The sequence below is a fragment of the Cohnella sp. AR92 genome (genome assembly GCF_003990975.1).
Taxonomy (GTDB): Bacteria; Bacillota; Bacilli; order Paenibacillales; family Paenibacillaceae; genus Cohnella.
Genome location: NZ_RZJR01000004.1, coordinates 125,396 through 151,510 on the forward strand (window position 1 = coordinate 125,396; position 26,115 = coordinate 151,510).

Annotated in this window: 31 protein-coding genes and 1 other annotated feature; of the genes, 29 read left to right on the forward strand and 2 right to left on the reverse strand. The window is 52.3% G+C overall.

From position 1 onward, the window contains the following. Positions 1-351: 351 nt before the first annotated feature. The 12 genes from ELR57_RS07685 (at position 352) to pheA (ending at position 11,360) form a co-directional block, all read left to right on the forward strand. Positions 352-1,686 carry a M23 family metallopeptidase gene (locus ELR57_RS07685; RefSeq protein ID WP_158629959.1) on the forward strand — a complete coding sequence of 445 codons (1,335 nt, stop codon included), beginning with the start codon at positions 352-354 and terminating at the stop codon, positions 1,684-1,686. After that, positions 1,679-2,554, forward strand: a complete 876-nt coding sequence (locus tag ELR57_RS07690) for a site-2 protease family protein (RefSeq protein WP_126958444.1) — start codon at positions 1,679-1,681, stop codon at positions 2,552-2,554. Before ELR57_RS07685 ends, ELR57_RS07690 begins: the two co-directional genes overlap by 8 nt. Positions 2,555-2,587: 33 nt before the next feature. Then, the gene (locus ELR57_RS07695) at positions 2,588-3,823 is read left to right on the forward strand and encodes an Rne/Rng family ribonuclease (RefSeq protein ID WP_126958445.1); all 1,236 of its coding nucleotides are present in this window, start codon (positions 2,588-2,590) and stop codon (positions 3,821-3,823) included. 87 nt (positions 3,824-3,910) lie between these two features. Next, positions 3,911-4,006: a sequence feature (ribosomal protein L21 leader region), on the forward strand. A gap of 13 nt (positions 4,007-4,019) precedes the next feature. Next, complete coding sequence (gene rplU, locus ELR57_RS07700; protein WP_126958446.1) at positions 4,020-4,331, forward strand: 50S ribosomal protein L21; 312 nt, start codon at positions 4,020-4,022, stop codon at positions 4,329-4,331. Between the two features lie 12 nt (positions 4,332-4,343). Beyond that, positions 4,344-4,688: a ribosomal-processing cysteine protease Prp gene (locus ELR57_RS07705; protein ID WP_126958447.1), complete on the forward strand. Its 345-nt coding sequence runs from the start codon at positions 4,344-4,346 to the stop codon at positions 4,686-4,688. Between the two features lie 5 nt (positions 4,689-4,693). Next, positions 4,694-5,005 carry a 50S ribosomal protein L27 gene (gene rpmA, locus ELR57_RS07710; protein WP_126958448.1) on the forward strand — a complete coding sequence of 104 codons (312 nt, stop codon included), beginning with the start codon at positions 4,694-4,696 and terminating at the stop codon, positions 5,003-5,005. A gap of 156 nt (positions 5,006-5,161) precedes the next feature. After that, positions 5,162-5,938 (forward strand): Spo0B domain-containing protein, encoded by a 777-nt coding sequence (locus ELR57_RS07715; protein ID WP_126958449.1) that lies wholly within the window; start codon positions 5,162-5,164, stop codon positions 5,936-5,938. Between the two features lie 118 nt (positions 5,939-6,056). Then, the gene (obgE, locus tag ELR57_RS07720; protein ID WP_126958450.1) at positions 6,057-7,400 is read left to right on the forward strand and encodes a GTPase ObgE; all 1,344 of its coding nucleotides are present in this window, start codon (positions 6,057-6,059) and stop codon (positions 7,398-7,400) included. 177 nt (positions 7,401-7,577) lie between these two features. After that, the gene (locus tag ELR57_RS07725; protein WP_126958451.1) at positions 7,578-8,015 is read left to right on the forward strand and encodes an ACT domain-containing protein; all 438 of its coding nucleotides are present in this window, start codon (positions 7,578-7,580) and stop codon (positions 8,013-8,015) included. A 92-nt stretch (positions 8,016-8,107) separates the two neighbouring features. After that, the gene (locus tag ELR57_RS07730; protein ID WP_126958452.1) at positions 8,108-9,394 is read left to right on the forward strand and encodes a homoserine dehydrogenase; all 1,287 of its coding nucleotides are present in this window, start codon (positions 8,108-8,110) and stop codon (positions 9,392-9,394) included. Positions 9,395-9,450: 56 nt separating this feature from the next. Continuing rightward, a complete protein-coding gene (thrB, locus tag ELR57_RS07735) occupies positions 9,451-10,488 on the forward strand; it encodes a homoserine kinase (protein WP_126958453.1) in 1,038 nt (345 codons plus the stop codon). Beyond that, positions 10,485-11,360 carry a prephenate dehydratase gene (pheA, locus tag ELR57_RS07740; protein WP_126958454.1) on the forward strand — a complete coding sequence of 292 codons (876 nt, stop codon included), beginning with the start codon at positions 10,485-10,487 and terminating at the stop codon, positions 11,358-11,360. Before thrB ends, pheA begins: the two co-directional genes overlap by 4 nt. Positions 11,361-11,628: 268 nt before the next feature. Here pheA and ELR57_RS07745 read toward each other — a convergent pair whose 3' ends face one another. Next, positions 11,629-12,849 carry a site-specific integrase gene (locus ELR57_RS07745; protein WP_126958455.1) on the reverse strand — a complete coding sequence of 407 codons (1,221 nt, stop codon included), beginning with the start codon at positions 12,847-12,849 and terminating at the stop codon, positions 11,629-11,631. 3 nt (positions 12,850-12,852) lie between these two features. Next, positions 12,853-13,548 (reverse strand): helix-turn-helix domain-containing protein, encoded by a 696-nt coding sequence (locus tag ELR57_RS07750; protein ID WP_158629960.1) that lies wholly within the window; start codon positions 13,546-13,548, stop codon positions 12,853-12,855. A 296-nt stretch (positions 13,549-13,844) separates the two neighbouring features. Between ELR57_RS07750 and ELR57_RS07755 the strand changes: the two genes are divergently transcribed. The 17 genes from ELR57_RS07755 (at position 13,845) to ELR57_RS07835 (ending at position 25,894) form a co-directional block, all read left to right on the forward strand. Next, positions 13,845-14,138: a hypothetical protein gene (locus ELR57_RS07755; protein WP_126958457.1), complete on the forward strand. Its 294-nt coding sequence runs from the start codon at positions 13,845-13,847 to the stop codon at positions 14,136-14,138. A gap of 225 nt (positions 14,139-14,363) precedes the next feature. Further along, positions 14,364-14,558, forward strand: a complete 195-nt coding sequence (locus ELR57_RS07760) for a helix-turn-helix domain-containing protein (protein ID WP_126958458.1) — start codon at positions 14,364-14,366, stop codon at positions 14,556-14,558. 252 nt (positions 14,559-14,810) lie between these two features. Beyond that, positions 14,811-15,665: a hypothetical protein gene (locus ELR57_RS28235; protein ID WP_238162440.1), complete on the forward strand. Its 855-nt coding sequence runs from the start codon at positions 14,811-14,813 to the stop codon at positions 15,663-15,665. Beyond that, positions 15,583-16,308, forward strand: a complete 726-nt coding sequence (locus ELR57_RS07765; protein WP_238162454.1) for an ATP-binding protein — start codon at positions 15,583-15,585, stop codon at positions 16,306-16,308. Before ELR57_RS28235 ends, ELR57_RS07765 begins: the two co-directional genes overlap by 83 nt. Positions 16,309-16,327: 19 nt before the next feature. After that, positions 16,328-16,540, forward strand: a complete 213-nt coding sequence (locus ELR57_RS07770) for a hypothetical protein (RefSeq protein ID WP_126958460.1) — start codon at positions 16,328-16,330, stop codon at positions 16,538-16,540. 142 nt (positions 16,541-16,682) lie between these two features. Next, entirely contained in the window at positions 16,683-17,009 is a 327-nt protein-coding gene (locus tag ELR57_RS07775; protein ID WP_126958461.1) for a hypothetical protein, read from the forward strand. Positions 17,010-17,210: 201 nt separating this feature from the next. After that, positions 17,211-18,419 carry a phage portal protein gene (locus tag ELR57_RS07780; protein WP_126958462.1) on the forward strand — a complete coding sequence of 403 codons (1,209 nt, stop codon included), beginning with the start codon at positions 17,211-17,213 and terminating at the stop codon, positions 18,417-18,419. Positions 18,420-18,478: 59 nt separating this feature from the next. Continuing rightward, positions 18,479-19,057 (forward strand): HK97 family phage prohead protease, encoded by a 579-nt coding sequence (locus ELR57_RS07785; RefSeq protein WP_126958463.1) that lies wholly within the window; start codon positions 18,479-18,481, stop codon positions 19,055-19,057. A 6-nt stretch (positions 19,058-19,063) separates the two neighbouring features. Further along, a complete protein-coding gene (locus tag ELR57_RS07790; protein WP_126958464.1) occupies positions 19,064-20,290 on the forward strand; it encodes a phage major capsid protein in 1,227 nt (408 codons plus the stop codon). Positions 20,291-20,353: 63 nt separating this feature from the next. Next, positions 20,354-20,632: a head-tail connector protein gene (locus tag ELR57_RS07795; RefSeq protein WP_126958465.1), complete on the forward strand. Its 279-nt coding sequence runs from the start codon at positions 20,354-20,356 to the stop codon at positions 20,630-20,632. Positions 20,633-20,697: 65 nt separating this feature from the next. Then, positions 20,698-20,946, forward strand: a complete 249-nt coding sequence (locus ELR57_RS07800) for an HNH endonuclease (protein ID WP_370452232.1) — start codon at positions 20,698-20,700, stop codon at positions 20,944-20,946. Between the two features lie 97 nt (positions 20,947-21,043). Then, the gene (locus tag ELR57_RS07805) at positions 21,044-21,385 is read left to right on the forward strand and encodes a hypothetical protein (protein ID WP_126958467.1); all 342 of its coding nucleotides are present in this window, start codon (positions 21,044-21,046) and stop codon (positions 21,383-21,385) included. Continuing rightward, a complete protein-coding gene (locus ELR57_RS07810; protein ID WP_126958468.1) occupies positions 21,382-23,022 on the forward strand; it encodes a terminase large subunit in 1,641 nt (546 codons plus the stop codon). Before ELR57_RS07805 ends, ELR57_RS07810 begins: the two co-directional genes overlap by 4 nt. 14 nt (positions 23,023-23,036) lie before the next feature. Beyond that, complete coding sequence (locus tag ELR57_RS07815; RefSeq protein WP_126958469.1) at positions 23,037-23,369, forward strand: phage head closure protein; 333 nt, start codon at positions 23,037-23,039, stop codon at positions 23,367-23,369. Between the two features lie 260 nt (positions 23,370-23,629). Next, complete coding sequence (locus ELR57_RS28085; RefSeq protein WP_192896545.1) at positions 23,630-24,922, forward strand: hypothetical protein; 1,293 nt, start codon at positions 23,630-23,632, stop codon at positions 24,920-24,922. A 51-nt stretch (positions 24,923-24,973) separates the two neighbouring features. Further along, the gene (locus ELR57_RS07830; protein ID WP_126958470.1) at positions 24,974-25,492 is read left to right on the forward strand and encodes a stalk domain-containing protein; all 519 of its coding nucleotides are present in this window, start codon (positions 24,974-24,976) and stop codon (positions 25,490-25,492) included. Between the two features lie 69 nt (positions 25,493-25,561). Further along, entirely contained in the window at positions 25,562-25,894 is a 333-nt protein-coding gene (locus ELR57_RS07835) for a DUF771 domain-containing protein (protein ID WP_126958471.1), read from the forward strand. Positions 25,895-26,115 lie beyond the last annotated feature (221 nt).

Here is a 26,115-nt window from a genome sequence, read left to right on the forward strand (position 1 = left end):
AAGCGATAGGCAGATGCCACATCCGCAAGCGATAGGCAGATGCCACATCCGCAAGCGATAGGCCAAAGTGGTTAGAAGCAGCCGTAAGTCGATAGCGGCGGCCGTAGCCCGAATCCTAATCCGAATGCGGATAACTATAGATGAGCAGCTTAGGACACCTGCGATTGGATGAGTATCGTAGGTGAAGGATTTATTGGCGCTTGTTATAGTAACGCCCCTATGTGCGAATGCAAGCCCCGGCTAAGCCGCAGGTTACGGCGAGCGATCGCCTCTCTGTTTCCCCCTTGCTTCTAAATGCGGCGGACTTGCCATATCGTGATAGTAAGAAGCGGGACAAGGGAGGAACGGGCGATGCACGTACGGGATAACGTCCGCGAGAGAAGAAGGAATCGGATCCGGCAGCTGACGGGGGTTCGTTCGGAGAGCTGGAGTCCGGAGGAAGCCGCGGCGGATAAGGACAGCTACGGTGCCATTCCGGACATGGCAAGGCGGGATGCCCTTGCCGAGGCCATTCGAACAAGTCCGAACCTGCTCCCGAGCAAAGGGGCTAAACGCATGGTGGCCTCCGCGACTCCGGAGGCCGATGCCGAGCCTGCCGACAGCTTGGCGGCGTTGAACGCCTGGTTCGAAGCGACGTCCGCGGAAGCCGGAGGATCTTCCCGGTCCGCTACTTCGTTGGATACTTGGCTGGAATCGGCAGCTTCTTCGTCCGGAGGAAGCCAGTGGAACGGGGGGAGGCCGCAGGAACGTAACGATTCGACGATTCCGTCGGCCGGACGAGCAAGCGGAGCCGCTCCAGAGCCGATTTTATGGCCCGATGCGGGTCCTCCGCCTTATGCGCCCGAAACGCTGACGCCGTTGCCGATCGAGGCGCCTGATGAGGAACCGGATCCCGAGAAGTGGTGGAAGGAGAGGCAACGCCTGCAATTCTCGAACCGAGCGCCCTCCGGCGACGCGGGCCGGACGGCGCTCGGAACGGGGCCGATCAAGCGCCTAAGCGATTATCCGGGACTTGTTCGCGGACCCGCGGAGTGGAACGAGGGTCCGTCGAGCTCGCCGCCGGGAGGGGCGTTAAGGAGATTCCTGCGAGGCTTCGCGCTGCGCACCGCGGTCGCTCTTCTTCTGCTTGGGGGAGCTTGGGCCTGGTTCCGCTTCGAGCTGCCAGGAAGCGAAGCGGCGCAAGCTTGGACCGTTCAGGCTCTTACCAAAGACATCGATTATATCGCCGTCCAGGAATGGTATGAGAAGAAGTTCGGAAGCACGCCGGCTTTCCTGCATCTGCTCAACCGATCGGATAACACGCAGGCCGTCACCGCAAGCTGGAGCCGCGAGGACATCGCGGTGCCCCTGGCCGGGAAGATCGTTCGGACATTCGGGCAGGACGGCGAGGGGATCCGAATGAGCGCGCCAAGCGGAAGCCCGGTTAGAGCCGTTCATTCCGGTCGCGTAACCCGAGTCGCGAGAGACGACCAGGGCTTCGCGACCGTCGAGATCCAGCATCCGAACCGGGTCGTCTCGATCTACGGCAACGTCGATAACGCCGCCGTGAAGGAGAACGACTGGGTGGAGACAGGCGCCTCGCTGGGAGAGGCGGCGGCCGATGAATCCGGAGAGGGGGCTTTCTACTTCGCGCTTAAGCAGAACGGGAGATCGCTCGATCCGTCGGAAGTGATCCCGTTTGATTAATTGGCGAGGCATCTCGTTTAAACTCCACCCTCTGTTCGTTCTGCTTATGCTTCTGGCTCTGGCGATGGGCCAGTGGCTAGGGATCGTTACGCTGTTCGCCATCGTTCTTCTGCACGAGCTCGGTCACTTGTTCATGGCGCTTCGGTTCGGCTGGACGATTCGAGAGGTGAAGCTTCTTCCCTTCGGCGGAGTGCTGGAGGTAGAGGAAGCGGGGGCGGTGCCTGCCCGGGAAGAAGCCTGGGTCGCGATCGCCGGTCCTGCTCAGAACGCCTTGCTGGCGCTGATTGCATGGCTGGCCGGAAGCGTCGGCTGGGTGGAGACGGCATGGGCGCACGACTTTATCAAAGCCAATGCGCTAATCCTCCTCTTCAATCTGCTGCCGATCATGCCGCTGGACGGGGGCAAGCTCGCCCAAGTGTGGATGTGCCTGCGGATTCCGTATCATCGCGTCCTGTTGTGGAGTACCCGTCTCAGTCTTTTTTTTAGCGCGGCGGTCGTGCTCTATTCGTTCGTCCCTCTCCTCCAAGGAGGGGTCCTGCAGATGAATACGCTTGCCGTAGGCGTCTTCCTGTGCGCTTCGAATTGGACTTACAGGCGCAACGTTCCGTTCGTCTTCCTTCGCTTTCTCGTGCATCGGGCTCGCCGCTCGGAAGGCCGAATCAGCGGAGGAACGCTGGCTCAGCCGATCGTCGTCTCGGAGCAAAGGCAGCCATCGGAGGTGGTCAAGCTCCTGATGAAGGAGCGCTATCATCTCGTTTATGTGATGAAGCAAGGAAGAATCCAGAAGGTCGTTCCGGAAGGGCAGATGGTGGACCGGTTCCTGAATACTTTGACGAACGGGCATGCGGATTTGCGGTTTTTCATGTAAAATGGAGAAAAGGCCAGGCAACGGGAGGTAGGCATGAAGCAGCTGTTTGTCCATTGTACGCGCAACGCAACCCATTCGGCATTAATGGAAGACGGTAGGTTGGCGGAATTCAGCGTTGAGAAATCGGAAGGCACGTCGCTCGTCGGGAATCTGTACATAGGTCGTGTCGTAAACGTGCTTCCGGGCATGCAGGCGGCTTTCGTCGATATCGGCTTGCCGAAGAATGCGTTTCTGTACGTGGACGATGCTCTTCATCCCCATCTGGACAAGCAGCCGAAGGTGAAGCCTTCGATTACCGAGCTACTGAAGCCTGGCGACGAGAGAATCGTTCAAGTCATGAAAGAGCCGCTGGGCGGCAAGGGAGCGCGGGTGACCACGCATTATTCCCTGCCCGGCCGCTGGCTGGTCTATATGCCCGAAGCGGATTACGTGGGCGTGTCCAAGAAGATCGAGAACGATCAGGAGCGCAATCGGCTTAAGTCGCTGGCCGAGCAGCTGCGCGAGCCGGGGGAAGGAATGATCCTTCGAACGAACTCGGAGGGCGAGAGCGCGGAGGCCTTGCTGGAGGACCTCAAGGCGTTAAGGGGAGTGTGGCGCGACATCGTCTCGCGAGCCTCGCATCTAAGCGCGCCGATCGAGCTGCACCGCGACTTCGGACTCGTTCAGCGGATGGTTCGGGACGTCTTCACCCCGGATACCGAAGAGCTGGTCCTCGACGACGAGAACGCGTACCAGGAAGCGGCCGCTTACCTTAGGCAAACCGCGCCGTCGCTTGCCGACCGGGTTCATCTCTATAAGGAAAATACGCCATTATACGATAAGATGGGAATCAACGATCAGCTGGACAAAGCGTTTAAGCAAAGAATCTGGCTGGACAGCGGCGGCTACCTCGTGTGGGACCAGACGGAGGCGCTCACGGTCATCGACGTGAACACGGGCAAATACATCGGCAACGTCGATCTGGAGGAGACCGTCTTCCGCACGAACCTGGAGGCGGCCGCCGAGATCGCGAGATTGCTTCGGCTTCGGGACGTCGGCGGGATCATCATCGTCGATTTTATCGACATGGAGACGGAGGAGCACCGCCAGCTCGTCGTGCAGCAGCTCGAAGGAACGATGAAGCGCGACCGAACCAAGTGCCAGGTGCTGGGCTGGACAAGGCTTGGCCTTCTCGAGATCACGCGGAAGAAAGCGCGGGCGAACGTGGAAAGCTTCCTATATGAGACGTGCGCGGCTTGCAAGGGCAAAGGCAAAATCTATATTCGGTAACCGATCGGCGAAAGTCCGATTGCGGGTTGTATTCTGCCCGAAGATATGGTAGTATCTTAGGGTGCGTGCAAAGTGCTTAATAGTTACGGCATGCTACAACCGCTCTCCAACGGGTCGGAAGACCGATTTATCGGCCTTGCGCTGATTCGATCGGCACCCCTAGAGGCGAGTCTTAGATATGAGGAGGTGCACACACATGTACGCAATTATCGAAACAGGCGGCAAGCAATACAAGGTACAAGCCGGCGACGTTCTCTTCATCGAGAAGCTGAACGCGAACGAAGGCGAAAGCGTAACGTTCGACAAGGTCCTCGCTGTATCCAGCGACAAAGGCTTCGTAACCGGAGCTCCGCTCGTAGCCGGCGCATCCGTAACGGCTAAGGTCGAGAAGCACGTGAAGGGCGAGAAGATCATCGTCTTCAAGTATAAGCCTAAGAAGAACGAGCGCAAGAAGCAAGGTCATCGTCAACCGTACACGAAAGTGACGATCGAGAGCATCAAGGCGTAAGAAGGTGCCTGAATGGTTACGATCACGATCTATCGCGGAAGGGATGACCGGATCAAGCGATTCTCCGTCACGGGGCATGCTATGTACGACGATCCAGGCAAAGACATCGTATGCGCGGGCGTATCGGCTATTACGGTCGGTGCCGTCAATGCCATAGAGAAGCTGACGGGACTCGTTCCGGAGGCGGACATGAAGTCGGGCTGGTTGTCGGCAACGGCGCCTCAGAGCGAAGAAGCATACCGGAACGATCAAGTCCAATTGCTATTGGAAGGCATGATCGTCGGGCTTGAATCCATCGTAGAACAATACCGCAAGCACGTGAAGATAAAGCACGCATTAGCCAAAGAAGGAGGTTGACACTCATGTTGAAACTGAATCTTCAGTTGTTCGCTTCCAAGAAGGGCGTAGGCTCGACGAAGAACGGACGCGACTCCCGCTCGCAGCGCCTCGGCGCTAAGCGCGCGGACGGTCAAACGGTAACGGCTGGTTCGATTCTCGTTCGCCAACGCGGAACGAAGATCCATCCGGGCAACAACGTAGGCATCGGCAAGGACGATACGCTGTTCGCGCTTGTCGAAGGCGTAGTCAAGTTCGAACGTTGGGGACGCGATCGCAAGAAAGTGAGCGTATACCCGGTTGAGCTGGCACCCGTTGCGGCTGCCCTGGAAGTCTAATCGACTGCCATCCACGAACCCCGGCCATCAGTGAGGCCGGGGTTCGTTGCATGATGGCGGGAATAGCACTTTGACATATGTCTATTCCCGCCATCATGGTATACTAGAGTTCAGAGTAGGATTTTTCCAGCCGATTACGAAACGGAGAAGTCGCGCATGTCGAGAAGATTTATCGCCCGAGCGAGCGGCATCGGCCTATCTCTCCTCTTGCCCTGCTTGGCGCTGGTTTTCTGGCCTGACGAAGGATGGCTGCTCGCGTTGTTCGTCCTGTGGACGATCGCCGCCGCCGCCGTCATCATTGCGATGGCGCAACGGGAGACGAACCGAAGGAACGAATTCGCTGTCGAATCGATGCGGATGACGACGATCAATACGGTTCGCCATCATCGGCACGATCTGATGAACGAGGTCCAGATTCTGTATGGCTATCTAAAGCTGGGCAAGCCCGATAAAGCAATCGACGTTGTGGAGAGACTAAAGAAGCAGATGGAGCAGGACAGCCGGCTGTCGCGGCTTGCGGCCCCCAAGCTGATCGCTTACCTGCTGTCTTTCCGGACGATGTGCAGCACGATGAAGCTCGAGGTCGAGGTCGCCGACGACTTTAGCCTAGACTCTGGCGGAAGCTTGGAACGAGGCAAGTTCGCCGAAGCGGTGATCGGCCTGATCGACGCCATTCGCGTTCGATCGGACGTCTCCCCGGTTGGGGAAGAGAACCGGCTGCAGCTCGTTTTCTACAGGTCGGAGAACGGCATCGAGCTGGCAATGAACTACGACGGCATGCTCGCCGCAAGAGACAGCCTTCCCTTCGAGTTGGAGCGGGTGCTTAAGGGGATCGGGCAATGGTCGGAGGAGGATCGTGAGCCGAGCTCCGGATTGTCCGATTCCAGGCAGCGGATGATCGTCGCTTTTCCTCTCAAGGAGCAAGCCGGTTAACGGGACGTAAAGGGGATTGGATTCAACCTCATTGACTCCTTCCGGCTGCCTTCGCAAAGCTCAACAACGGCAAGGGACGCCGCGGGCGTCTAGGCTTGCATAACGGAGTGAATAAAGAATGTTTGTAGATAAAGCGAAAATATATGTCAAAGGCGGAGACGGCGGGGACGGCTTGGTGGCGTTCCGACGCGAGCTCTACGTGCCGGAAGGCGGACCTGCGGGCGGCGACGGCGGCAAGGGCGGAGACGTGGTCTTCCGCGTCGACGAAGGCTTGCGCACCCTGATGGACTTCCGTTACCAGAAGCACTTCAAGGCTCCGCGGGGAATCAAGGGCAAGAACAAGACGCAGCATGGCGCCAACGCGGAGGATCTGATCGTTCGCGTACCGCCGGGAACGATCGTCTACGACGACGACACCGGCGAGATGCTGGCCGATCTGACGAAGCATGATCAAGCCGTCGTCATCGCCAAGGGAGGCCGAGGCGGACGGGGCAATACCCGCTTCAAGAGCCCGGCGAACACGGCTCCGGCGATCGCCGAGAACGGCGAAGAAGGCCAGGAGCGTTGGGTGACGCTCGAGCTCAAGGTCATGGCGGATGTCGGCTTGGTCGGCTTCCCGAGCGTAGGCAAGTCGACGCTGCTCTCGGTCGTCTCCGGCGCGCAGCCGAAGATCGGAGCTTACCACTTCACGACGATCACGCCGAACCTCGGGGTTGTCCAAGTGTCCGACGATCGAAGCTTCGTGATGGCGGACTTGCCCGGATTGATCGAAGGAGCGCACACGGGCGTCGGGCTCGGACACGAATTCCTTCGCCACGTCGAGAGAACCCGGATCATCGTTCATGTCGTGGACATGTCCGGCATGGAAGGCCGGGATCCGTACGACGACTGGGTCAAGATCAACGATGAGCTTAAGCTCTATAACGCGAAGCTGACGGAACGCCCGCAGATCGTTGCCGCGAACAAGATGGACATGCCGGATTCCGAAGAGAATCTGGCCGCGTTCAAGGAGAAAGTTCAGGCGGAGCTTCCGGATCTGGAGATCCTGCCGATCTCCTCGCTGACGCGTCAAGGGATTCCGGAGCTGCTCTATCGCGTAGCCGATCTGCTCGATACGCTGCCTGATCCGATGGAAGTCGCCGCGGAAGAAGCCAGACTCGCCAAGGAAGCCGAAGGCGTCGTCTATCGCCTGGAGGACTCGTCGGATAACCACGAGTTCACCATCTCCCGCGACAACGAGGTTTATGTGGTGGAGAGCGAATCGATCGAGAAGCTGCTCAAGCGGACGCAGTTCGCTTCTTACGAGGCGGTTATGCGCTTCGGCCGGATTCTGCGCAACGCCGGCGTGGATGCCGAGCTTCGGAAGAGGGGCGCGAAGGACGGGGACACGATCCGAATCGGGGACTTCGAATTCGAGTTCTTCGAGGGCGGCACGGACTCCTATCTGTACGAGGAACGTTGATCCGGAGCAGCACGCCTGACGGCGACGATGACCAATCGGGGATAACCCCCCGGTTGGTTTTTTTGTAAACGGGCAGCCGTTGAGCGCGAATCGTCGGTTTACCTATTGCCGAGGTCACGTTCATCCGATATAATGTCCACTATACACAAACAATCGTCTTTCCTGGGAGGACGTAATATGGCAGAGCAATATTATGTCGTTCGCGAGGATTTACTGCCGGAAGGCATCCTGAAGACGGAGCAGGCCAAGGAGCTCCTCCGCAGGGGAGAAGCGGCTACCGTTCACGAGGCGGCGGAGAAGGTCGGGCTCAGCAGAAGCGCCTTCTATAAGTATAAAGACGGCGTCTATCCTCTGGAGCAGAATTCCAGAGAGCGCATGGTTACGCTATCCATGGATCTGGAGCATCGTTCGGGCGTCTTGTCCAAGGTTCTGGGGATGCTTGCGTTAAGCGAAGGGAACGTCTTGACGATCTCCCAGTCCATCCCCCTTCAAGGGTTGGCTAACGTCGTCTTGTCATTGGACATATCCGGCCTGTCCGGGCCGTTCTCGGACTTGATCGAGCAATTGAAGGCGATCGACGGAGTCAAGCGTACGCACATTGTCGGGCGCAGTTGAAGCATTCGCCATGGCGAGGCGGGAACGTCCGATGTCTTCATACTTACGAACCTAATTGATTTTATGCACCACCATGAGGAGGAGCTATCAAGATGAAGCCCGTTAAAGTAGGATTGCTTGGATTAGGCACGGTCGGCACGGGGGTCGTTCGCATCGTGGAAGGCCACCAGGAGGATCTCCAGAGCCAGGTGGGCTCTCCGATCTCCATCTCCAAGATTCTGGTGAAGGATCGCTCCAAATCCCGCAGCATCGCCGTGGACGCCTCCAAGCTGACGGAGGACCCATGGGAGATCGTCCGCGATCCGGAGATCGATATTATCGTCGAGGTGATGGGCGGCATCGGTTCGACGAAGGAATATATTCTGGAGGCGCTGGAGCGCGGCAAGCATGTCGTAACGGCAAACAAAGACCTGATGGCGCTGCATGGCCAGGAGATTCTGGCGAAGGCGAGCGAGAAGGGCTGCGACGTTCTGTACGAGGCGAGCGTTGCCGGCGGCATCCCGATCATCCGGACGCTGATCGAAGGGTTCTCCTCCGACCGGATCACGAAGATCATGGGGATCGTCAACGGCACGACCAACTACATCCTGACGAAGATGAGCCAGGAAGGCGCCGCTTATGCGGACGTGCTGAAGGAAGCCCAAGCGCTGGGCTACGCCGAAGCCGATCCGACCTCGGATGTCGAAGGGCTGGACGCCGCTCGCAAAATGACGATTCTAGCCACGCTCGGCTTCCGCTCGAACGTGGCTCTGGACGACGTCGACGTGAGAGGGATCAGCTCGGTGACGCAAGAGGACATTCAGTATGCCCAGCGCCTCGGCTATGAAGTGAAGCTGCTCGGCATCGCCGAGAGGCAGGACGACTTCATCAGCGTAAGCGTGCAGCCGACCATGATCAAGAAGAGCCATCCGATCGCTTCGGTAAACGGAGTGTTCAATGCGGTGTACGTATACGGAGAAGCGGTAGGAGAGACGATGTTCTACGGTCCGGGCGCAGGCGCGATGCCGACGGCGACGTCGGTCGTATCCGACCTGGTGGCCGTTATCAAGAACTCCAAGCTGGGCGTGAACGGACGCCAAGCGGCGCTGACTTACAAGGAGAAGAAGCTTAAATCCGACGAACAGATCGCTTCGAGGTACTTCCTTCTGCTTCATGTCGAAGACCGAGCAGGCGTGCTCGCGCAGATCGCGAACGTGTTCTCCCGCGTCGAGATGAGCATCGAATCGGTCATGCAGCCGGCCGCTCCGGATCAATACGGCGCCGAGCTGATCATTACGACGCATAACGCCTCCAAAGCTTCCCTGAATCAAGTGCTAGGCGAGTTCGAGAAGCTGTCGGCCATCCGCCGGGTCAAGAGCGTTTATCGGGTCGAAGGCTGATAAGCGGCAAGCCGGTCTCATACGATTCTTCCTATTCCTACAGAAGAGGTAGCAAAATGAAACTAGATCAGCACCAAACGTTAGGAGCCCCGTCCGTGAAGGATCGAGTCGTCGTTCGGGTTCCAGCCAGCACCGCTAATCTGGGGCCAGGCTTCGATTCGCTGGGCATGGCCTTGTCTTTGTTCTCTTGGGTCGATCTTCGCCCTTCGAATGCAGGGGAAGGCACCACCGTCACGCTCTTGGGCGATCAGACCCAAGGGCTGGCGACAGACAAATCCAATCTGGTGTACAACGTAGCCCAGAAGGTATTCGCCAGAGCCGGAGTGGAGCTGCCGGAGCTTCACATCACGCTTCGCAGCGACATTCCTCTTACCCGCGGCTTGGGCAGCAGCGCCTCCGCCATCGTCGGGGCGCTCGTCGCCGCCAACGAGCTGATCGGCTCTCCGCTCTCGCTCGACGAATTGTTCCAGATGGCAACCGCGCAGGAGAAGCATCCGGACAACGTGGGCGCTTCCTTGTATGGCGGCATCATCGCGGCCGCGTGGGACGGCACCCGGGCGGAGGCGGTTCGCCTGGAGCCGCCTCAAGGGCTGGAAGCTCTTGTCGTGATCCCGGAATTCGAGCTGTCGACGAAGAAGGCGAGGACGGTACTGCCTCAGCAGCTGTCCATGCAGGACGCCGTATTCAACGTCAGTCACAGCTCGCTTCTGACGGCGGCGCTGGCGACCGGCCGCTTGGATCTGCTGCGGCACGCGATGAGGGACAAGCTTCATCAGCCTTACCGGGCTGCGCTTGTTCCCGGCATGGACGTCATTCTCCGCGATGCCGCCGATCATGGCGCCCTTGGAGCGGTATTGTCCGGAGCGGGACCGACGCTTCTGCTGCTGGCGGATTCCGCCGTCTCGGACCGCGAAGAGATGATTCGCTTCGTCACGGAAGTCATGGCGGAGAAGGGGATCGAAGTCACGACCCGCTGGCTCCAGCCTTGGCCGCTAGGCCCGGAATCGGTCGTCCTTCGCTCGTCCGACGAGAATTTCGGCCTTGAGCTGTCGGAGATTCTGCCGGTTCCCGTCGGGACGGAGGTGCAGCCGTGACCAATGCCCCTCGAGTAGCCAGCCTCCCCCGAGGAACGTTCTCGGACGAAGCCGCCCGTTACTTTTTCCGCGATCGTGAGATCCATCAAACCTATTATAAAATCATCTCGGACGTCTTCCGTTCGACAGAGCGCGGAGACACGGACTGGAGCGTCATCCCGATCGAGAATACGATCGACGGTTCCGTCAGCCTGCATACGGATTGGCTCGTTCACGAAGTAGACCTGCCGATCCGCGCCGAATGGGTCTATCCTGCCGTGCAGAATCTGGTCGGCCGGAGAACCGAGCTTGCGAACGACAACGGAGAATGGCAGCCGGAGAGAATCACGAAGGTTCTGAGCCATCCGGTCGCCATGGCGCAATGCTACGATTTTCTCCGGGGGACGCTGCCGCATGCCGAGCAAGAGACGGTCAGCAGTACCTCCGAAGCGATCAAGCTCGTCTCGCAGAATCCGGACAAGGGCTGGGCCGCTATCGGCACCCGAACGGCTGCGGCGGATTACGGGCTTGACGTCCTTCAAGAGAAAGTCACCGACCATGACAACAACTATACCCGCTTCTTGCTCGTAGGGAACAAGGAGTACGAGAATCCCGCCGCTACCGTCTACAAGACCAGCATTCTCGTCACCTTGCCGGACGACTATCCGGGTGCTCTCCATCAGGTTCTCGCCGCGATGGCGTGGAGGAGGATCAACCTCTCGAAGATCGAATCCCGTCCGACGAAGAAGAAGCTCGGCGTCTACTACTTCTTCATCGACATCCTGATGTCGATGGATTCCGTGCTGCTTCCGGCGGCGATCGCCGAGATCGAAGCGATCGGCTGTCAGGTTCGCGTGTTGGGCTCCTATCCGAGCCTTCCGTATGAAGGGTAAAAATATAATGTTCGCAGATCCTAAGTCTCCGCTGCGGCCGTCACGGCTATGGCGGAGATTTTCTTTTGGGTCGGTCAGATTTTTCGCCGGATGGATGTCAAACGCCTACTTCCTGCATAGGATGTTCGATCCCGGGAATCCTTGATATTACGGGGTTCTGTTCGAAGCGAGAGCGGAGTTGTTGCAAATTTGTTGCAAAAAATGTTCAAATTGCACGCGAAGTGAAGACAATTCCTTGTAAGTATGCTTCGTGTTTGAGAGGTGCAGTTCATTGCTGTATAGCTGTTTTAGGATTGAAGATGAGCGCCTCCAGCTTATCCGCAGCGGATTGGTCAGCAGAACGGAGAGCGTGCCCATATATATTCATCGTCGTCGTTATGTTGCCGTGACCGAGCCGTTCGGAGATAATCTTCGCATGAACGCCCTGGCTAATCAGAAGCGTTGCAGACGTGTGTCGCAGATCGTGGAATCGGATTCGTCGGAGTCCATTACCTTCAAGGAACAGCCGGAACCACTGATTCGGACTATGATGGTGAAACGGTGTTCCGTCTGCATTGCTGAAAACGAAGTTCCATTCTCGGCCTAGCTTGTCCTTACCGTTCCATGCGTCGCCCAGCTTGTCCCGTTCCTTCGCTCGATAAGCGTAGTATTCACGCAACTCCTCAAGCACAGAGGCGGATAGCGCAAGTTTGCGTTTTCCGTTCTTTGTTTTTGGTTCTTTAATGATGATCTCGCCTTTGCTGGCGTGGACAAGCGTTTGGGAGACCTCAATAATACCGTTCTTCCAATCGATATGCTTCCATTCCAGGCCCAACAATTCGCCTCGTCTCATGCCTGTCATTAGCGCTATGGTTATCATCATGCGCCAGTGATACGGCTCGCTCTGGGCCGCTCTGAGCATACGGTGAACTTCGTGTTCATCGAAGGGGTGGAACTCTTGATGACTCACCTTGGGCTTTTTAATGGTGACGACAGGGCTGTTCTTGATGATCCGCCATTCCACGGCCCGATTAAAGATGTTCATTAGGATACGACGGTTCATATCGATCGTGCTCGAGGATAGGCCACCTGTTCCCTTTACCTTCTTTTCGCGCTCGAGTTTGTCCAGGTAATTGACGATGTTAAGAGGCTTGATGTCCTCTAACTTCATACCGCCGAACTCCGGTATGAGACGTGTCTTAAGCTGCGCATCGTAGGCTGCCAAAGACTTAAATGCCAGATGCTTCACTGCATATTTCTGCCGCCATTCCTCTATGAACGCTCCGAACGTCATTTTCTCCGGTTTGATGTATTCCCCAGATTCCACTTCTTCCCGGAACTTCACGTATTCGGCGTCTAAATAGTCCTGCAGCCGCTTCTTTGTCTTCAATAAGGCCGGATCATCAACTGTAACCGTCTTGAACCTACGGATGTATTTGCCGTTCGCGTCCTTGCCGGCCATAACTGTGAGCAACCATGAGTTTTCTCCACGCTGGCGTATGCTAGCCATACATCATCCCTCCTCGTGTTCGATCTGATCGTTGTACATCAAGTCTAGATAGGCAGCAATGAGTTTCTTTTCCTTTTCAGAAATACTTATTCCCTTATAATTTGGTTCGACTTCGGGGCTGAGCATAAGATCCAAGCTTTTATTAACGCTAATCTCCGCTTTTGCTATTTCGTGTAGGTTTTGTAACGCTTCAAAAACGACTTCTTTTACGGATTCATTTTCATCATTATCAGAGTTCCAATTAAGCATAGTTAGGAGTTTATAGAAGTTAATTGGATCTAGCTCAAAAACATCTCCAGTAAGAACATTTCTTATGCTGTCTCTAATTTCATCCATATCATCAGTGAATCTGGTATAAAACCGATCTTCATTAACCATTGCAATTTCGATTCCGCCCCATAACCTTAAAACTTCTGCATTTAGGTTTGAGGCGCCATATGCCATTTTAGCTAGCGTCAACCTTCCGATCATATCAGCATATCCCGCACGAAGTAGAAGTGTAGAGTTCGGCACCCCCAACGGGCCAGCTAATTTATTAAGAATCTCAATTGACGGAATACCCCTGTTTCCATTCTCAATGTTAGACAAATAAGGTTGCGATACATCCGATGCCTTTGCTAGCTCAACAAGCGTTAACTTCTGTTCCTTCCTCAACGATCGGACGTATTCTCCGAATTCAATAGCTTTATCGTTTTCCAATGCAACGCGCTCCTCCATAAAAAAATATCTCTATTGGAATAAATTTATCATACCCTATTGAATTTGAGAATATACCGTGGTAATATTTCGTTAGAAATATTTCTAAAGTAATAAACGAATATTGTGATATTTCAACAGAATATTTGGAAAGATCATCAATGGTCGTACTTATGTGAGCACTGTACGCGGGAACTGGATTTCATTGTCTTTACTAGCTAAGGAATGATCATCTAATCTTATGCTCCTTGAAAACTGAATCCGGCAAAGTGAATAAATCATCAAGAGGGGGATGTTGTATGAGCACACAATTTCATCAACTGGCTGCAAAAATGGATGAAGCAATAGTTGCTGTTGCTGCAAGGGTGGATGCACTGAAGGATATTGATGTGAAATTCTCGCAACTGAGAGTAGACATGGATTCAGCTGTTATAAAGGGCATGGAGAAATTCGCCTACCGTGAACATCACTTAGAAGTGCGGGTGCTATCGGAACTTATGTTTTATGTCATGAAGGAATTACAAAGGAATATTGAGGTCGCTGAGAAACTCAGCCAACAGTTCTTTAAAGATACGAGTGCAGAAGCATCATGAATGCTATGAACTTGACCAGAAAAGCGTTGTGGTCTGCTTCCAATGAGGTTGCAGACCACTTAGTACAAATAGCTCGGGAGCACACCAGAATCGCTCTTGAGATCAGCAATGGCCGTAAGCGTAGAACCTTATCGGTTGAAGAGTATTCGAAGCTCATGGACCGCTTATCCTCGCTTAGATCGGAGCGGGCTAGAATCATAATGAATCTTGAGGAGGATATAACGAATGGAAAAACCAATTAAGTTGACGATCTCTGTAAGTGAAGTAGCCGAAATGGTAGGCGTATCAACGGGGACTATTTATACGATGGCGAGGGAGAACCAGTTGCCTCATGTTCGAGTTCGTGGTCGTATCCTATTCTACCGGGACAACATCGAAAAATGGCTGCGCGGTGAACTCCAGACGGCTGTAAACTCTTAAACCCTCAAGGGGGTCATTTTAACTGATATCCTTCCTATTATGACCTCATTTCTAATGATCCCACAAGTGGTTGGTGACCTAGTTTCAATCGAGGGCATGCATCAAACGCTGTGGGTTGAAACCACAGCATCAAGTAAATCTGAGAACGCAATATTTCGTTTTCTAAAACTTTGGAAACCGACCAGTTAGGGGGTAGAGAAGTGAAAAGGAACGATATGTTTGGCGAGGCAAATATAAGAGTGGTGGAGATGAATGGAAGGGTGGATTAAGCTTCACCGGAAAATACGTGCTAATCCGATATTCAACGACATCGAGTTGCTTCGGCTTTGGATGATATGCCTTCTTGAGGCAACCCATAAGGAGCGGGACCAGCTCGTAGGGCGCCAGGTTGTCCGGCTGATGCCGGGAGAATTTGTGACGGGAAGATTCTCTCTTCAATCGATGTACAACAACGGATTAAGCCGTGAGCAACAAAAAAGCCCCACTACGGTGTGGAGGTGGCTTGAGACATTAGAAAACGGTGAATTTCTGAGCATCAAATCGAGCAACAAATTCTCAGTGGTATCAATACTTAACTGGCATAAATACCAAAATGATGAGCAGCAAAATGAGCAACAAGTGAGCAACAAACGAGCAGCAAGTGAGCAACAAGTGAGCACAAACAAGAATGTAAAGAATTATAAGAATGAAAAGAATGATGTTACTACTGCCGGTGACGACCTAGAAAAAGTTTTCCGATCCTATTGCGAGATCCATGGTAAAGCAGAGCACCATGTTGCTAATCAAATGTACGACATGGAACAAGTTCTCAATAAGGGGATACCGGCTGATTTTATCATCTCAGTCATGAGAATGAAATACGAAAAGAAAGTAAGCGAGGGCGGGACGGTTCACTCATTCAATTATTACAACGATGCTATCACCCGGGAGTGGGAAGGGAGGAACAAGATTGAAGAGCTTAAAGAGCGGACTCAAGGAATTCAATCTGGAGGATCTACGCCAACGCGCCCAGAGGATTCAATCACTGGAGGCCAACTCGGATGGATCAGAAGAGGAAAAGTCGTACCGATGCCAAACATGCAAGGACGAGATGGGTTACCTGGTTAGAGACGAGGAAGGCGTTGAGAAATGGCGTATGTGCGTGGACTGCCGGGACTGGAGGAAAGCCGAAACCGTAATGAAGCAAAGCAAGATCACGGAAGAGTTCATGAGCAAGACGTTTAAGGGATTCCAGCATGAGACTCGGCCGCAAATCGTTCAGGACGCTTATCAAGCTGCTTATGAGTACGCCAAAGAGTTTCCAAACATCCGTAACAACCGCTTCAACAGTCTCGCCCTTCTCGGGGACCCGGGATGTGGCAAAACACATCTTTGTATGGCCGTAGCTAATCACCTAATGCGTAAGGGCGTTCCGGTAATCTATTTTCCATGGGTTGAGGGATTCAATGAAATGAAGAACAATCTCGCAGATTTAGAGACCCGGATCGGACTTATGCAACGGATTGATGTTCTGTATATCGACGACATGTGGAAGGGCCGCAAGACGCCGACTGATTTCCAGATTGAGCAAACATTTGCGGTCGTTAACTACCGGTACATGAACAAGAAACCAATTCTCGTATCCTCCGAATTCGACGTTGATGCAATGTGTAAGTTTGACATGGCGATTGGATCACGCATATTCGAGATGGCTCGTGAATTCTGCGTTGTCGTCCACGGTGATGCAAAGCAGGTCAACTACAGGCTATAAACCAAGACAGGCGGTGCCTATGCGAAAGAAAAGAGAACCGAAGGTCCATACCATCAAAATGGCAGGCGAAGTCATATTGATTGAGAGCGAGTATACAAAGGCCGACAGCATCGAGTTACTGATTAAGTCGCTCGCCGTGCATTATCGGGACAAGAAGCCAGAGAGATTCGATAACTTGGTGCAAATATTGAATTTCATCAACGAAGATAAAAAGCAAGGCGCTCGCTCCTGAATTGATCGTCACAACCAAATCGCAAGAAAATCGATAAATTTACAACCAGACTGCATTTGCCGTGATTCCCAACAAGATGGGGAGAGTGTCAAAATCGACGCGGATTATTCCAAAAATTATTCCATGGAGAGGAGGAGCGGGGATGCAAGTGGTTACTTTAAATCATTTATATCCAACTCGGCATAGCAAACCAATGAAGGCATTGTTGCTCGAAGAGGATTTAGTCATTACAAGCGATGGGTTCTTAACGTCGTTGGTCAGAGTGAACCCAACCGAACAGGAAGGGGTATATGTCCAGGCGGAAGCGGGTAACTTCATCATCGTTGCAAAGGGTGGTCGTACCCTTGCTTCTCTGGAGAAAATTGTCCGACAGTTAAAGACTATGGACGCTTATACGTTGCTGTACAAGCACTATGACATCCAGGACAATGTATTCTTCATAAACTACCCATCAAAGCCAATATACTGACGGAGCGGTAGATGATGTAGTTTCAAACTACCCCATTGCTTTAGTTATAAGTACGCTCATCAAATCTGGCGAGCGTAACACCCTCGATTCAAACGAGGGTGAGAGGAGTACAAGGACTTCAATAGTTATAAACTATAAAAAATACAATGTAGATAGATACAAACTATTAATGATAAAATGAAATCAGTAGGAGTTGATAGGATGGCTGGATTATTAAGCCGAATCTTTGGACGAAGGCGAGAGCAGCAGATGACCAGTGTAGATGTCATGAGTGGCGGCCCCGCGATCTTCACGCCATTCAGTGGTGACGCTTATGAGAGCGACATCTATCGGGCAGCGGTGGATGCGATCGCCAGAAATGCGGCGAAGCTTCGAGGGACCCACGTTGTCTCTTCAGAGCAACGGAGGAAATCGGGGGAAAGCAGCTTGAATTATCTGCTGCAAATTCGACCGAATCCATACATGACGGCTTATGACCTGATCTATAAGCTTGTCACGCACTATTACCTTCATAGCAATGCATTCGCCTATCTCCAGAAGGACGAGCGCGGATATCTTGTCGGTATCTGGCCGATCCGGCCCCAGAGCATGGAATACGTCGTGGATGGCGCTGGAACACTCTATTGCGCATTCATTCTAGCTGGCGGGCAGAAGTTCACGCTTCCGTTCAGCGAAGTGTTAACCATTCGCCGGTTCTTCAACTCTAATGACTTACTAGGCGAAGCGAACACCGCAATCCTTCCGACTCTCGACCTGGCACATACGCAAAGCGAGGGCATGGAGAACGCTATCAAGGCAGGGGCGACGATTCGCGGGCTGCTGAAATTCAACCAGGTCATAGCACCGGACAAGCTTAAAGCCGAAAAGGAAGCGTTTATCAATGATTACCTGACGGTGAGCAACAGCGGGGGCATTGCCGCGATTGACACCAAGGCCGATTATATCCCGCTGGAAATGAATCCCGCTGCCATTGACGAGAAACAGCTCAGCGCGGTCAAGACCAAGATTTACGAATACTTGGGAATCAGCGAGAAGATCGTCAACAGCACCTATTCGGAAGACGAATGGGCCGCATTCTATGAGAGTGTGATCGAACCGCTGGCCGTGCAATTCTCTCTAGAGCTGACGGACAAGCTATTCACGCAGCGAGAGAAGGCGTTTGGTAACTCGATCATCTTCGAGGCTAACCGGCTCCAATTTGCTAGTAACACCACCAAGACGAACATCCTTAAGGAACTAATGCCGCTTGGGTTATTTACCATCAACCAGGCGTTAGACATATTGAACCTTCCACCGGTTGAGGACGGCGACCGAAGGCTACAGACCTTAAATGTGGTCAACGCGGACAAAGCCGATCAATATCAGCTCAAAGATGACATAACGGGTCGTGAGGGCACCGGCAATGAGTAAACTGGATGACATCATTCGAGAAATGGAAGCTGAGCTAAACGAAAGCGAGGAGATCCAAGATGAAAGAACTGCGAATAGCAGAACTGAGGGCCGCTGATCCGGCAGGAGAAAGCACCCTCATTCTCACTGGTAGGCCGATAGTGTACGATCAGCCGACCACGATAAAAGATGTTTTTGGGACGTACACGGAAATCATACGGGCCGGGGCTTTGGAAGGCGCGGACTTATCCGACATTCGGTTGTTGTACAACCACGACATGAGCAAAGTACCTCTGGCCCGTACCCCAAGAACAATGCAATTTCAGGCAGACCCGGCAGGGCTGACCATGACCGCAGATTTACCCGATACGGAGGAAGGCAGAAGCGTTTATACGGCAGTAAAGCGCGGCGACCTCTCCGGCATGTCATTCGCGTTCAAAGTTCCACAAGGCGGCAGCCACTTCGACGCGAAGGCGAACACTCGAACCATCACCAAAATCGAAAAAGTATATGAGTTCAGTATTACGCCATTCCCGGCCTATCCTCAAACGAGCATTGAGGCCAGAGCAGCCATTGAAGGGACTTGGGCAAAGCTTAAAGATCCCGAACGATCGGAAGCTCGAATCAAGATCAACCAAATTCTAAAGAGGAGCGTGTAACACGCCATGAAATTCAAAACCGTAGCAGAAGCATTTAACCATTATCGCAACCACAGCATTACCGACATCGAGAAGCGAGCAGCAGAGATTGGGCAACTCATCGATAGCGACCCGAACGCTGAAATTGCCTCTCTGAACATCGAACTGGACGGCCTAAAGGAAGCTAAGGCGAACGTCGAACAACGCAGCGCGGGAGCCGGTGCAGGATTTAACCCAATCACGGGGATGGGTTTTCAACAACAAGCTCAACAAGATCCGGAAGGTGATGTGTTCGCCTCCACTGAATACCGCAGCGCCTTCTTCAAGACGTTACTGGGTCAGAAGCTCTCCGATACCGAATCCCGCACGTACAAGCGCGCTATGGAGCTTGTAGGCACTGAGCGCCGTGCAGATGCGTTCAACACGACGACCGACAGTGCTGCGGTCCTACCGACAACTACGTTGAACGAGATCATTAGCAAGGCCCGTAAGATGGGCGGCCTGATCAGCGTCTGCCGCAACTTCAACATTCCAACGAATCTGCGCGTCCCGATCGGCACACCAACGAGTAAAGCTGCTTGGCACGTTGAGGGCGCGGCCGTCGATAGCGAGAAAGCAACGACAGCCTATGTCTCCTTCGCGGGTTACGAGCTGTTGAAGATCATGTCCATGAGCGCGACCGTTCGCCGCATGAGCATTTCGGCATTCGAAGCATACATCATCGACGAACTGAGCAACAGCGTCATGGAAGCAATCGCAGACGCTCTGGTAAACGGAAGCGGGAGTGGGCAAGGAACCGGCGTACTAACCGGCATCACGTGGGACGCGACCAACAGCTTCACGTATGCTAGCGGGCAGATCCCGAAGTATACGGACTTCACGAAGATGATGGGGTTGCTGAAGCGGGGATACGGCGCCGGGGCACGCTTTGCCATGAGCAACGCAACGCTCTATAACAATGTTTACAGCATTGTGGACGCCAACGACCGTCCGATCTTCATCACTGACCCGAAGAACGAGGAAATCGGCTACATTCTGGGCAAGGCGGTCACCATCGACGACAACATCGAAGATGGAGTCATTGTTCTGGGTAACTTCAGTTACATGGGATACAACATCCCACAAGGCATCCTAATCGAGATGTCCAGAGAATCGAGCTTTAAGAACGGCCTTATCGATTACCGCGCCTTGGCGATCGCAGATACTAAACCTTTAGTAAGCGAAGCGTTCATCAAGTTGTCGGAAGGCGCCTAATATCTAACCAAGCAAGGGGGATCAGCGGACACGCTGGTTCCCTTTTCATAAGGAGAAATCGACATGCTGATAACAATCGAGGAAGCCAGGGACGCTCTTAGGATCGACGGCACGGACAACGACAGCATAATTCAGGCGCTGCTCGATTCCATTCCGTCATACCTGGAAGTTAGCACTGGAAAGTCATGGGACACGGAACCGGTGCATCCGTTAGCTCAGACCATAACGAAATTCATTCTACAGCTATGGTTCGATCCTCAAGGACCAGATAGCGAGCGGTTAAGGCGAACGATAGAAAGTCTATTTGTAGGGCTGACAGCGATCGGCAGGGCGTTAGAATAATGGCCCAGGATTACGCGAAGGCATTCTACAAAAGCGCGGCATGGATAAAGTGCAGGAATGGATACATGGCAAGCAAGCACTATGTATGTGAGCGGTGTGGTGGGTTAGCAGAAATATGCCACCACAAAACGTACATCACTCCGCAGAACATCCATGATTCAAGCGTTACGTTAAGCTGGAGCAACCTCGAAGCGGTTTGCCGGACCTGTCACCAACATGAACACTATTCGAATACAGAGGTATGCGTTGAGGGGCTGACGTTTGATGCAAGCGGCAACTTTGTACGCATACCCCCGGGTGCACCATCATCGTGACATCCGCTGGAGACCGAGTAGCCCCCTTTTTAAGCCCCTCCATGAGATTTCCTATAAAGGGTGGGTTAGTGACTATAAAAAGTAAAGGAGTGATTCCATGAAATCGCATAATGTTGCGGACGTCTCCACGGAAATGAAGAAACTTAAAGCGAATATGAAGCAGATTCCGAAAGAACGCCAAGCGTTGGCGCAAAGTCTATTTAACGAGCTTGTATTCATGCAGAAGACCCTCTCGACGCTCAAGGAACAAGTCGAGGAAGAGGGGCCGACGGCCATGTTCAAGCAAGGGGCGCAAGAGTTCCTTCGGGAGCACCCGGCTTTGAAGGCGTACAACACGACCGTTCAACGTTTCAGCCTTCTCTCGAAGCAGTTAGCCGATCTATTACCACCCGCGAACGCATTACCCACTAAAGACCCGCTTCTTGACTTCATCAAATGAACTGGATAATAGCATATTGGGAAGAGATCGAGACGGGCGGGGTGACCGTCTCCAAGCGGGTACGAAGGCAATATCAGCGGCTAGTTGATGAGATCAAGAATCCAAGAAACTATGTCTTCGATGAAGCCAAGGCGAATAAGCCTATCGAGTTTATCGAATCGTTTTGCAAGCATAGCAAAGGAGAATGGGCGGGGCAGCCAGTTCTCCTCGAACTGTTCCAGAAGGCCTACATTGCTGCTTTGTTCGGATTCATTGATAAGGAAACGGGGTTGAGACGGTATCGGGAAAGCCTGTTCTACGTGGCTCGTAAGAACGGCAAATCTACCATGCTGGCGGGGATCGCCGCTTATATGATGGTAGCTGACGGAGAGGGCGGCGCGGAGGTTTACAGTACGGCTACAAAACGCGACCAAGCCCGGATCCTGTTCGACGAGACCCACAACATGATTAAGCAGAGTCCAGACCTCTCCAGGCATATCAAGAAGCGCAAGAGCGATCTATATTTCCCGCTCACCATGAGCAAGTTTCAGCCACTTGGGAAGAACAGCAACACTTTGGACGGCCTGAACGCCCACTGTGTCATTATGGACGAGCTTCACGGGGTTACGGACCGCAACCTATACGAAGTTATGAAGCAGAGCCAGAGCGCCCGCAGACAGCCAATGCTCATTATGATTACCACGGCCGGCACGATCCGGGAGTGCATCTTCGATGATATGTACGCCTATGCCGTCAATGTGGTGGATGGGAAGTTCCAGGATGATAGTTTCCTGCCGATCCTGTACGAGCTGGATGAGCGCGAGGAGTGGACGGACTTCAAGATGTGGGGCAAGGCCAATCCGGGACTTGGAACAATCAAGAAACTGGACGATCTATCTCGCAAGGTGGAGAAGGCCAAAAACAGCCCGAATGACATCAGCGGCGTTCTCACGAAGGACTTCAACATTCGGGATACGATCGCCAGCGCCTGGCTCACGTTCGACGACATCAACAACGAGGAAGCCTTCGACATTTCTAGATTCAAGAACTGCTATGCGATCGGCGGCGCCGACCTGTCCATAACAACCGACCTGACCGCAGCCACGCTCCTAATGATGGATAAGGAGACCCAGCAGCGATTCGTTCACCAGATGTACTGGCTGCCGCGTGAGAGCTTCGAGAAGCGCGTTCAGATGGACAAGATTCCATATGACAAGTGGTTGCAGCAGGGACTTCTAAGGCTCTGTAACGGCAACAGCATCAATTATGCGGACGTGACTGCATGGTTCCTTGAGATGGTCAATGAGCACGGCATAACCCCTCTGTGGATCTATTATGACAGCTACAGCGCAAAGTATTGGGTTGAGGAAATGGAGCAGCACGGCTTCAAGATGGAGCGATGTATCCAGGGAGCCAAGACGCTCAGCCTACCGATGCAGATGATGGGCGCCGACCTTCAGGCCAAGAAGATCAATTACAACAACAATCCAATCCTAAAATGGAATCTGACAAACACAGGCATTCAAACAGACCGTAACGGTAACATCGTCCCAGTCAAGAACCAGGCGGCAAAAATGCGGATTGATGGAATGGCCTCCATGTTAGACGCTTATGTCGGACTGTTCGAACACTATGAAGAGTTTGTAAGAGCATTGTAGAAGGAGGAAGCCTTATGACCGGATCAAGTAGATTGAAGTCTAAGAAGATTTCCATTCTTAAAAGAACAGACGAGAGTGATTCCTATGGCGATCCTCTTGATATATGGAATCCCATTCCGGAAGGTGAAAATATCTGGGCATATTATCGCCAAACCTCGGGAAGTGAATTCTATGCGGCCGCAGCCGTCAATTCGAGGGTAGAAGCAATATTCGAAATTCGCTGGCGTGACGACCTAGACGTGGCAATGCGGATTCAGTATCAGGGTGATCAATATAGCATTACACGCATTGACGACTATGAAGGCAACAAGAACGACCTTAGAATATCAGCCTACAAAATTAACTGAGGTGAACCATCTGAAAAGCGTTAATGAACTGGATAGCCGACTCAAAGAAGCCGTGCAATCTTTTAACCATGAAGTTCGGTTCATGTTGGACACGTTCGAGCAGAGCCATGAAGACGAGTGCCTAACGAAAAGGGACCTTGAGGAAATCGGGAGGCAAGTGTTCTACTGCCTGTCCGAGTTCCGCGAACACATCGTTGATTTTCTGAACAAGCAGAATGGAATACTAACAAATCAAAATTAACATTGGGGAGGTTTTAAACATGAGCTTATGTATTGCTTTGCAGACTGCTGATGTTATCATGCTATCCGGTGATTCCCGACTATCGGTAAATATCAATGGCGAACACTTCGCACTTAAGAAGGAGATTCCTAAAATTCGCCAAATTGGGAACAAGGTAATTTTTTCTGGCGGAAGTGCTGAAGTGGCAACTCGAATTCTTGATGATTTCTCGAGATCGGGTGACCAATCGATTGAATATCTGCAGCATCTGACAATCGAGCATAAAAATGCCCACATTCAAAAGCATGGACCGGACTATTTGGGGAAGACTGCTCATGCGATGTTCTTGGTCGGATACTTTGATAATGGAAGATCGGTATTGTGCGGGATCAACTCCAACGATGACTGTAAAATTAAGATGAATTATGGAACAAACCAATTGACTACCGCTATTGTGGGACCAGGAGCTTATACGACTAAGGCACACGAAATCAAGCAGGAATTTCAGCGCAATGGCTACGGTGTCGAAGATATGTATCGAGCGGTATATGATAATTTAGCAAATGAAGAGATCGGCGGCGGCTTAACCATGTATACGATCCGCTCAACCACGATTAGTAGAAAAGTGTTTCCGATTATGGACAACCGACCGATTAAGACCGTTGATATCGCCCCACATTTCAATGCGGATGAAATGTTTTGGGAAGTTGCCGGGGAAAAAGTCTTCTGGATTGACATTCCTAATATGAAATTAAAGTTCGGTGGTACGCTAGAGGCTGCTACAGGGACGTTCACTGGAGATCTATCAGCAGCCGGGGGGACATTCACTGGGACACTTGTCGGAGTTGATGGCGACTTCAGCGGAACGATTTCAGCAGCAACGATTAATGGCGGAAGTATCAACGGTTCGACAATTACAGGCGGTTCGATAACGGGTACGTCGATTCAAACGGCAGCTAGTGGAAGTTATGTTAGAATGCAAGCCGGCTTTGCTAACCTAGCAATCTTCAGCGATGATGCAAATGTATTTCAGATTAACGGTAGCGGTGCAAATTCGCTTATTTGGAACCCGAGCGCCGGAGGTATTGAAACGAATTCCAGTGATACATGGTGGTTTTACAGCAACAACTATTTTGAAGGCTATACTCGATTTGACGCGGGGGTTTATTTTTCTCCTTCAGCTGTTGTTTCTGGTCTATCGATTTCTAGCGTTAGCGGGTTACAGTCATCGTTAGACTCTAAGGGAGTAAATCTAGCCTACGACTCAGCTACAAAGAATTTGAAACTGTTTTCCGCAACAGGAGCAACCCTTGCAACCGTAAATCTCTCATGATCGTATTATGTGGTATACTGACGAAAATACCACATGTTGGGAGATGGTGTTGTGTTCCAATTCATGCATCGAGCAAGAAAGTATATCATCGGCGCCGTAGCTGGAATAGCTTTGACATTTGCATTTCAAGCCGGAGCATCTAATCTTCTTACCGGATCAAAGGTAGTCGCTACGAAGGATGTAACTTTGAACGGAAAGACAATTGGTCAAGCTGCAATTATCAATAATTACAGTTATCTTCCTGTTCGCGCGACCGCGGAGGCTCTAGGATTAAAAATTGATCTGACTGGAGGATCGATAAATTTGAACAGCGTTCAGCAGACTTCCCAATCATTAACTGAAGAGCAGATTAAGTCTAGGATCTCAGAGATCGCTAAGCAATTAACGGACAATGCAACACTTAAACAGCAGACTGAGGAGCAGATTGCATATTATACTAACCGGACGGACGGAGAGAAGTATCTTGCTCCTCTCCAAAGCACTTTAGACTATGTTAATGAGTTGATTGAGAAGCTAACCACAGAAAGATCCGACCTGGAGAGTCAACTTCAATCACTGCAAAACCAATAATTGCTCTCAATATTAGAGGGTCCACCAATTAGTGGACCCTCTTTTGATTTTTCTACATGGAGGCTTCTTATGCAACAATTAAAGGTTGAATTGATGATCAACGTTCCTTCCGAATATGTTCTCATCAGCAAGGTTGAACTTGAGCAATTGAAGAGTAACGAACTGATCGGCGTCTATTGGTCAATGAGAGATCTGGAGCGGAGAACGAGCCGTAAGTGTGAGTGGATCAAGGAGAACATCCTTTATCCCCCACGCTTCCGAAAGGTCCTTGATATCGAACATGGCGGTTTCGTATTTTACCCCAAATCAAAAGGACAGGCATGGAGCTTCCAGGCGTCCATGATGGCCGACTTTTTAGAGAAGCATTTTGCTCGTATATTTAAAGGTGATAAAAGGATCTAGGTGACGAGTTCTACCTACTGAACGGAAAATATCGCTCAGTGATTTAACCGACGGAGATTTCCGTTCGTAGCCTTATGGGGTGATTTCAAATCACCTCATCCGGCAATTGGTCGCATACTAAGTTTTTAGTAAACGAGTCGGCCGCCTCCTTGTTGCAAAACTGTTGCAAAAAATTGTTGCTAAAGGCAGATAAACGACAATATTTAATATGAAGAGAATCC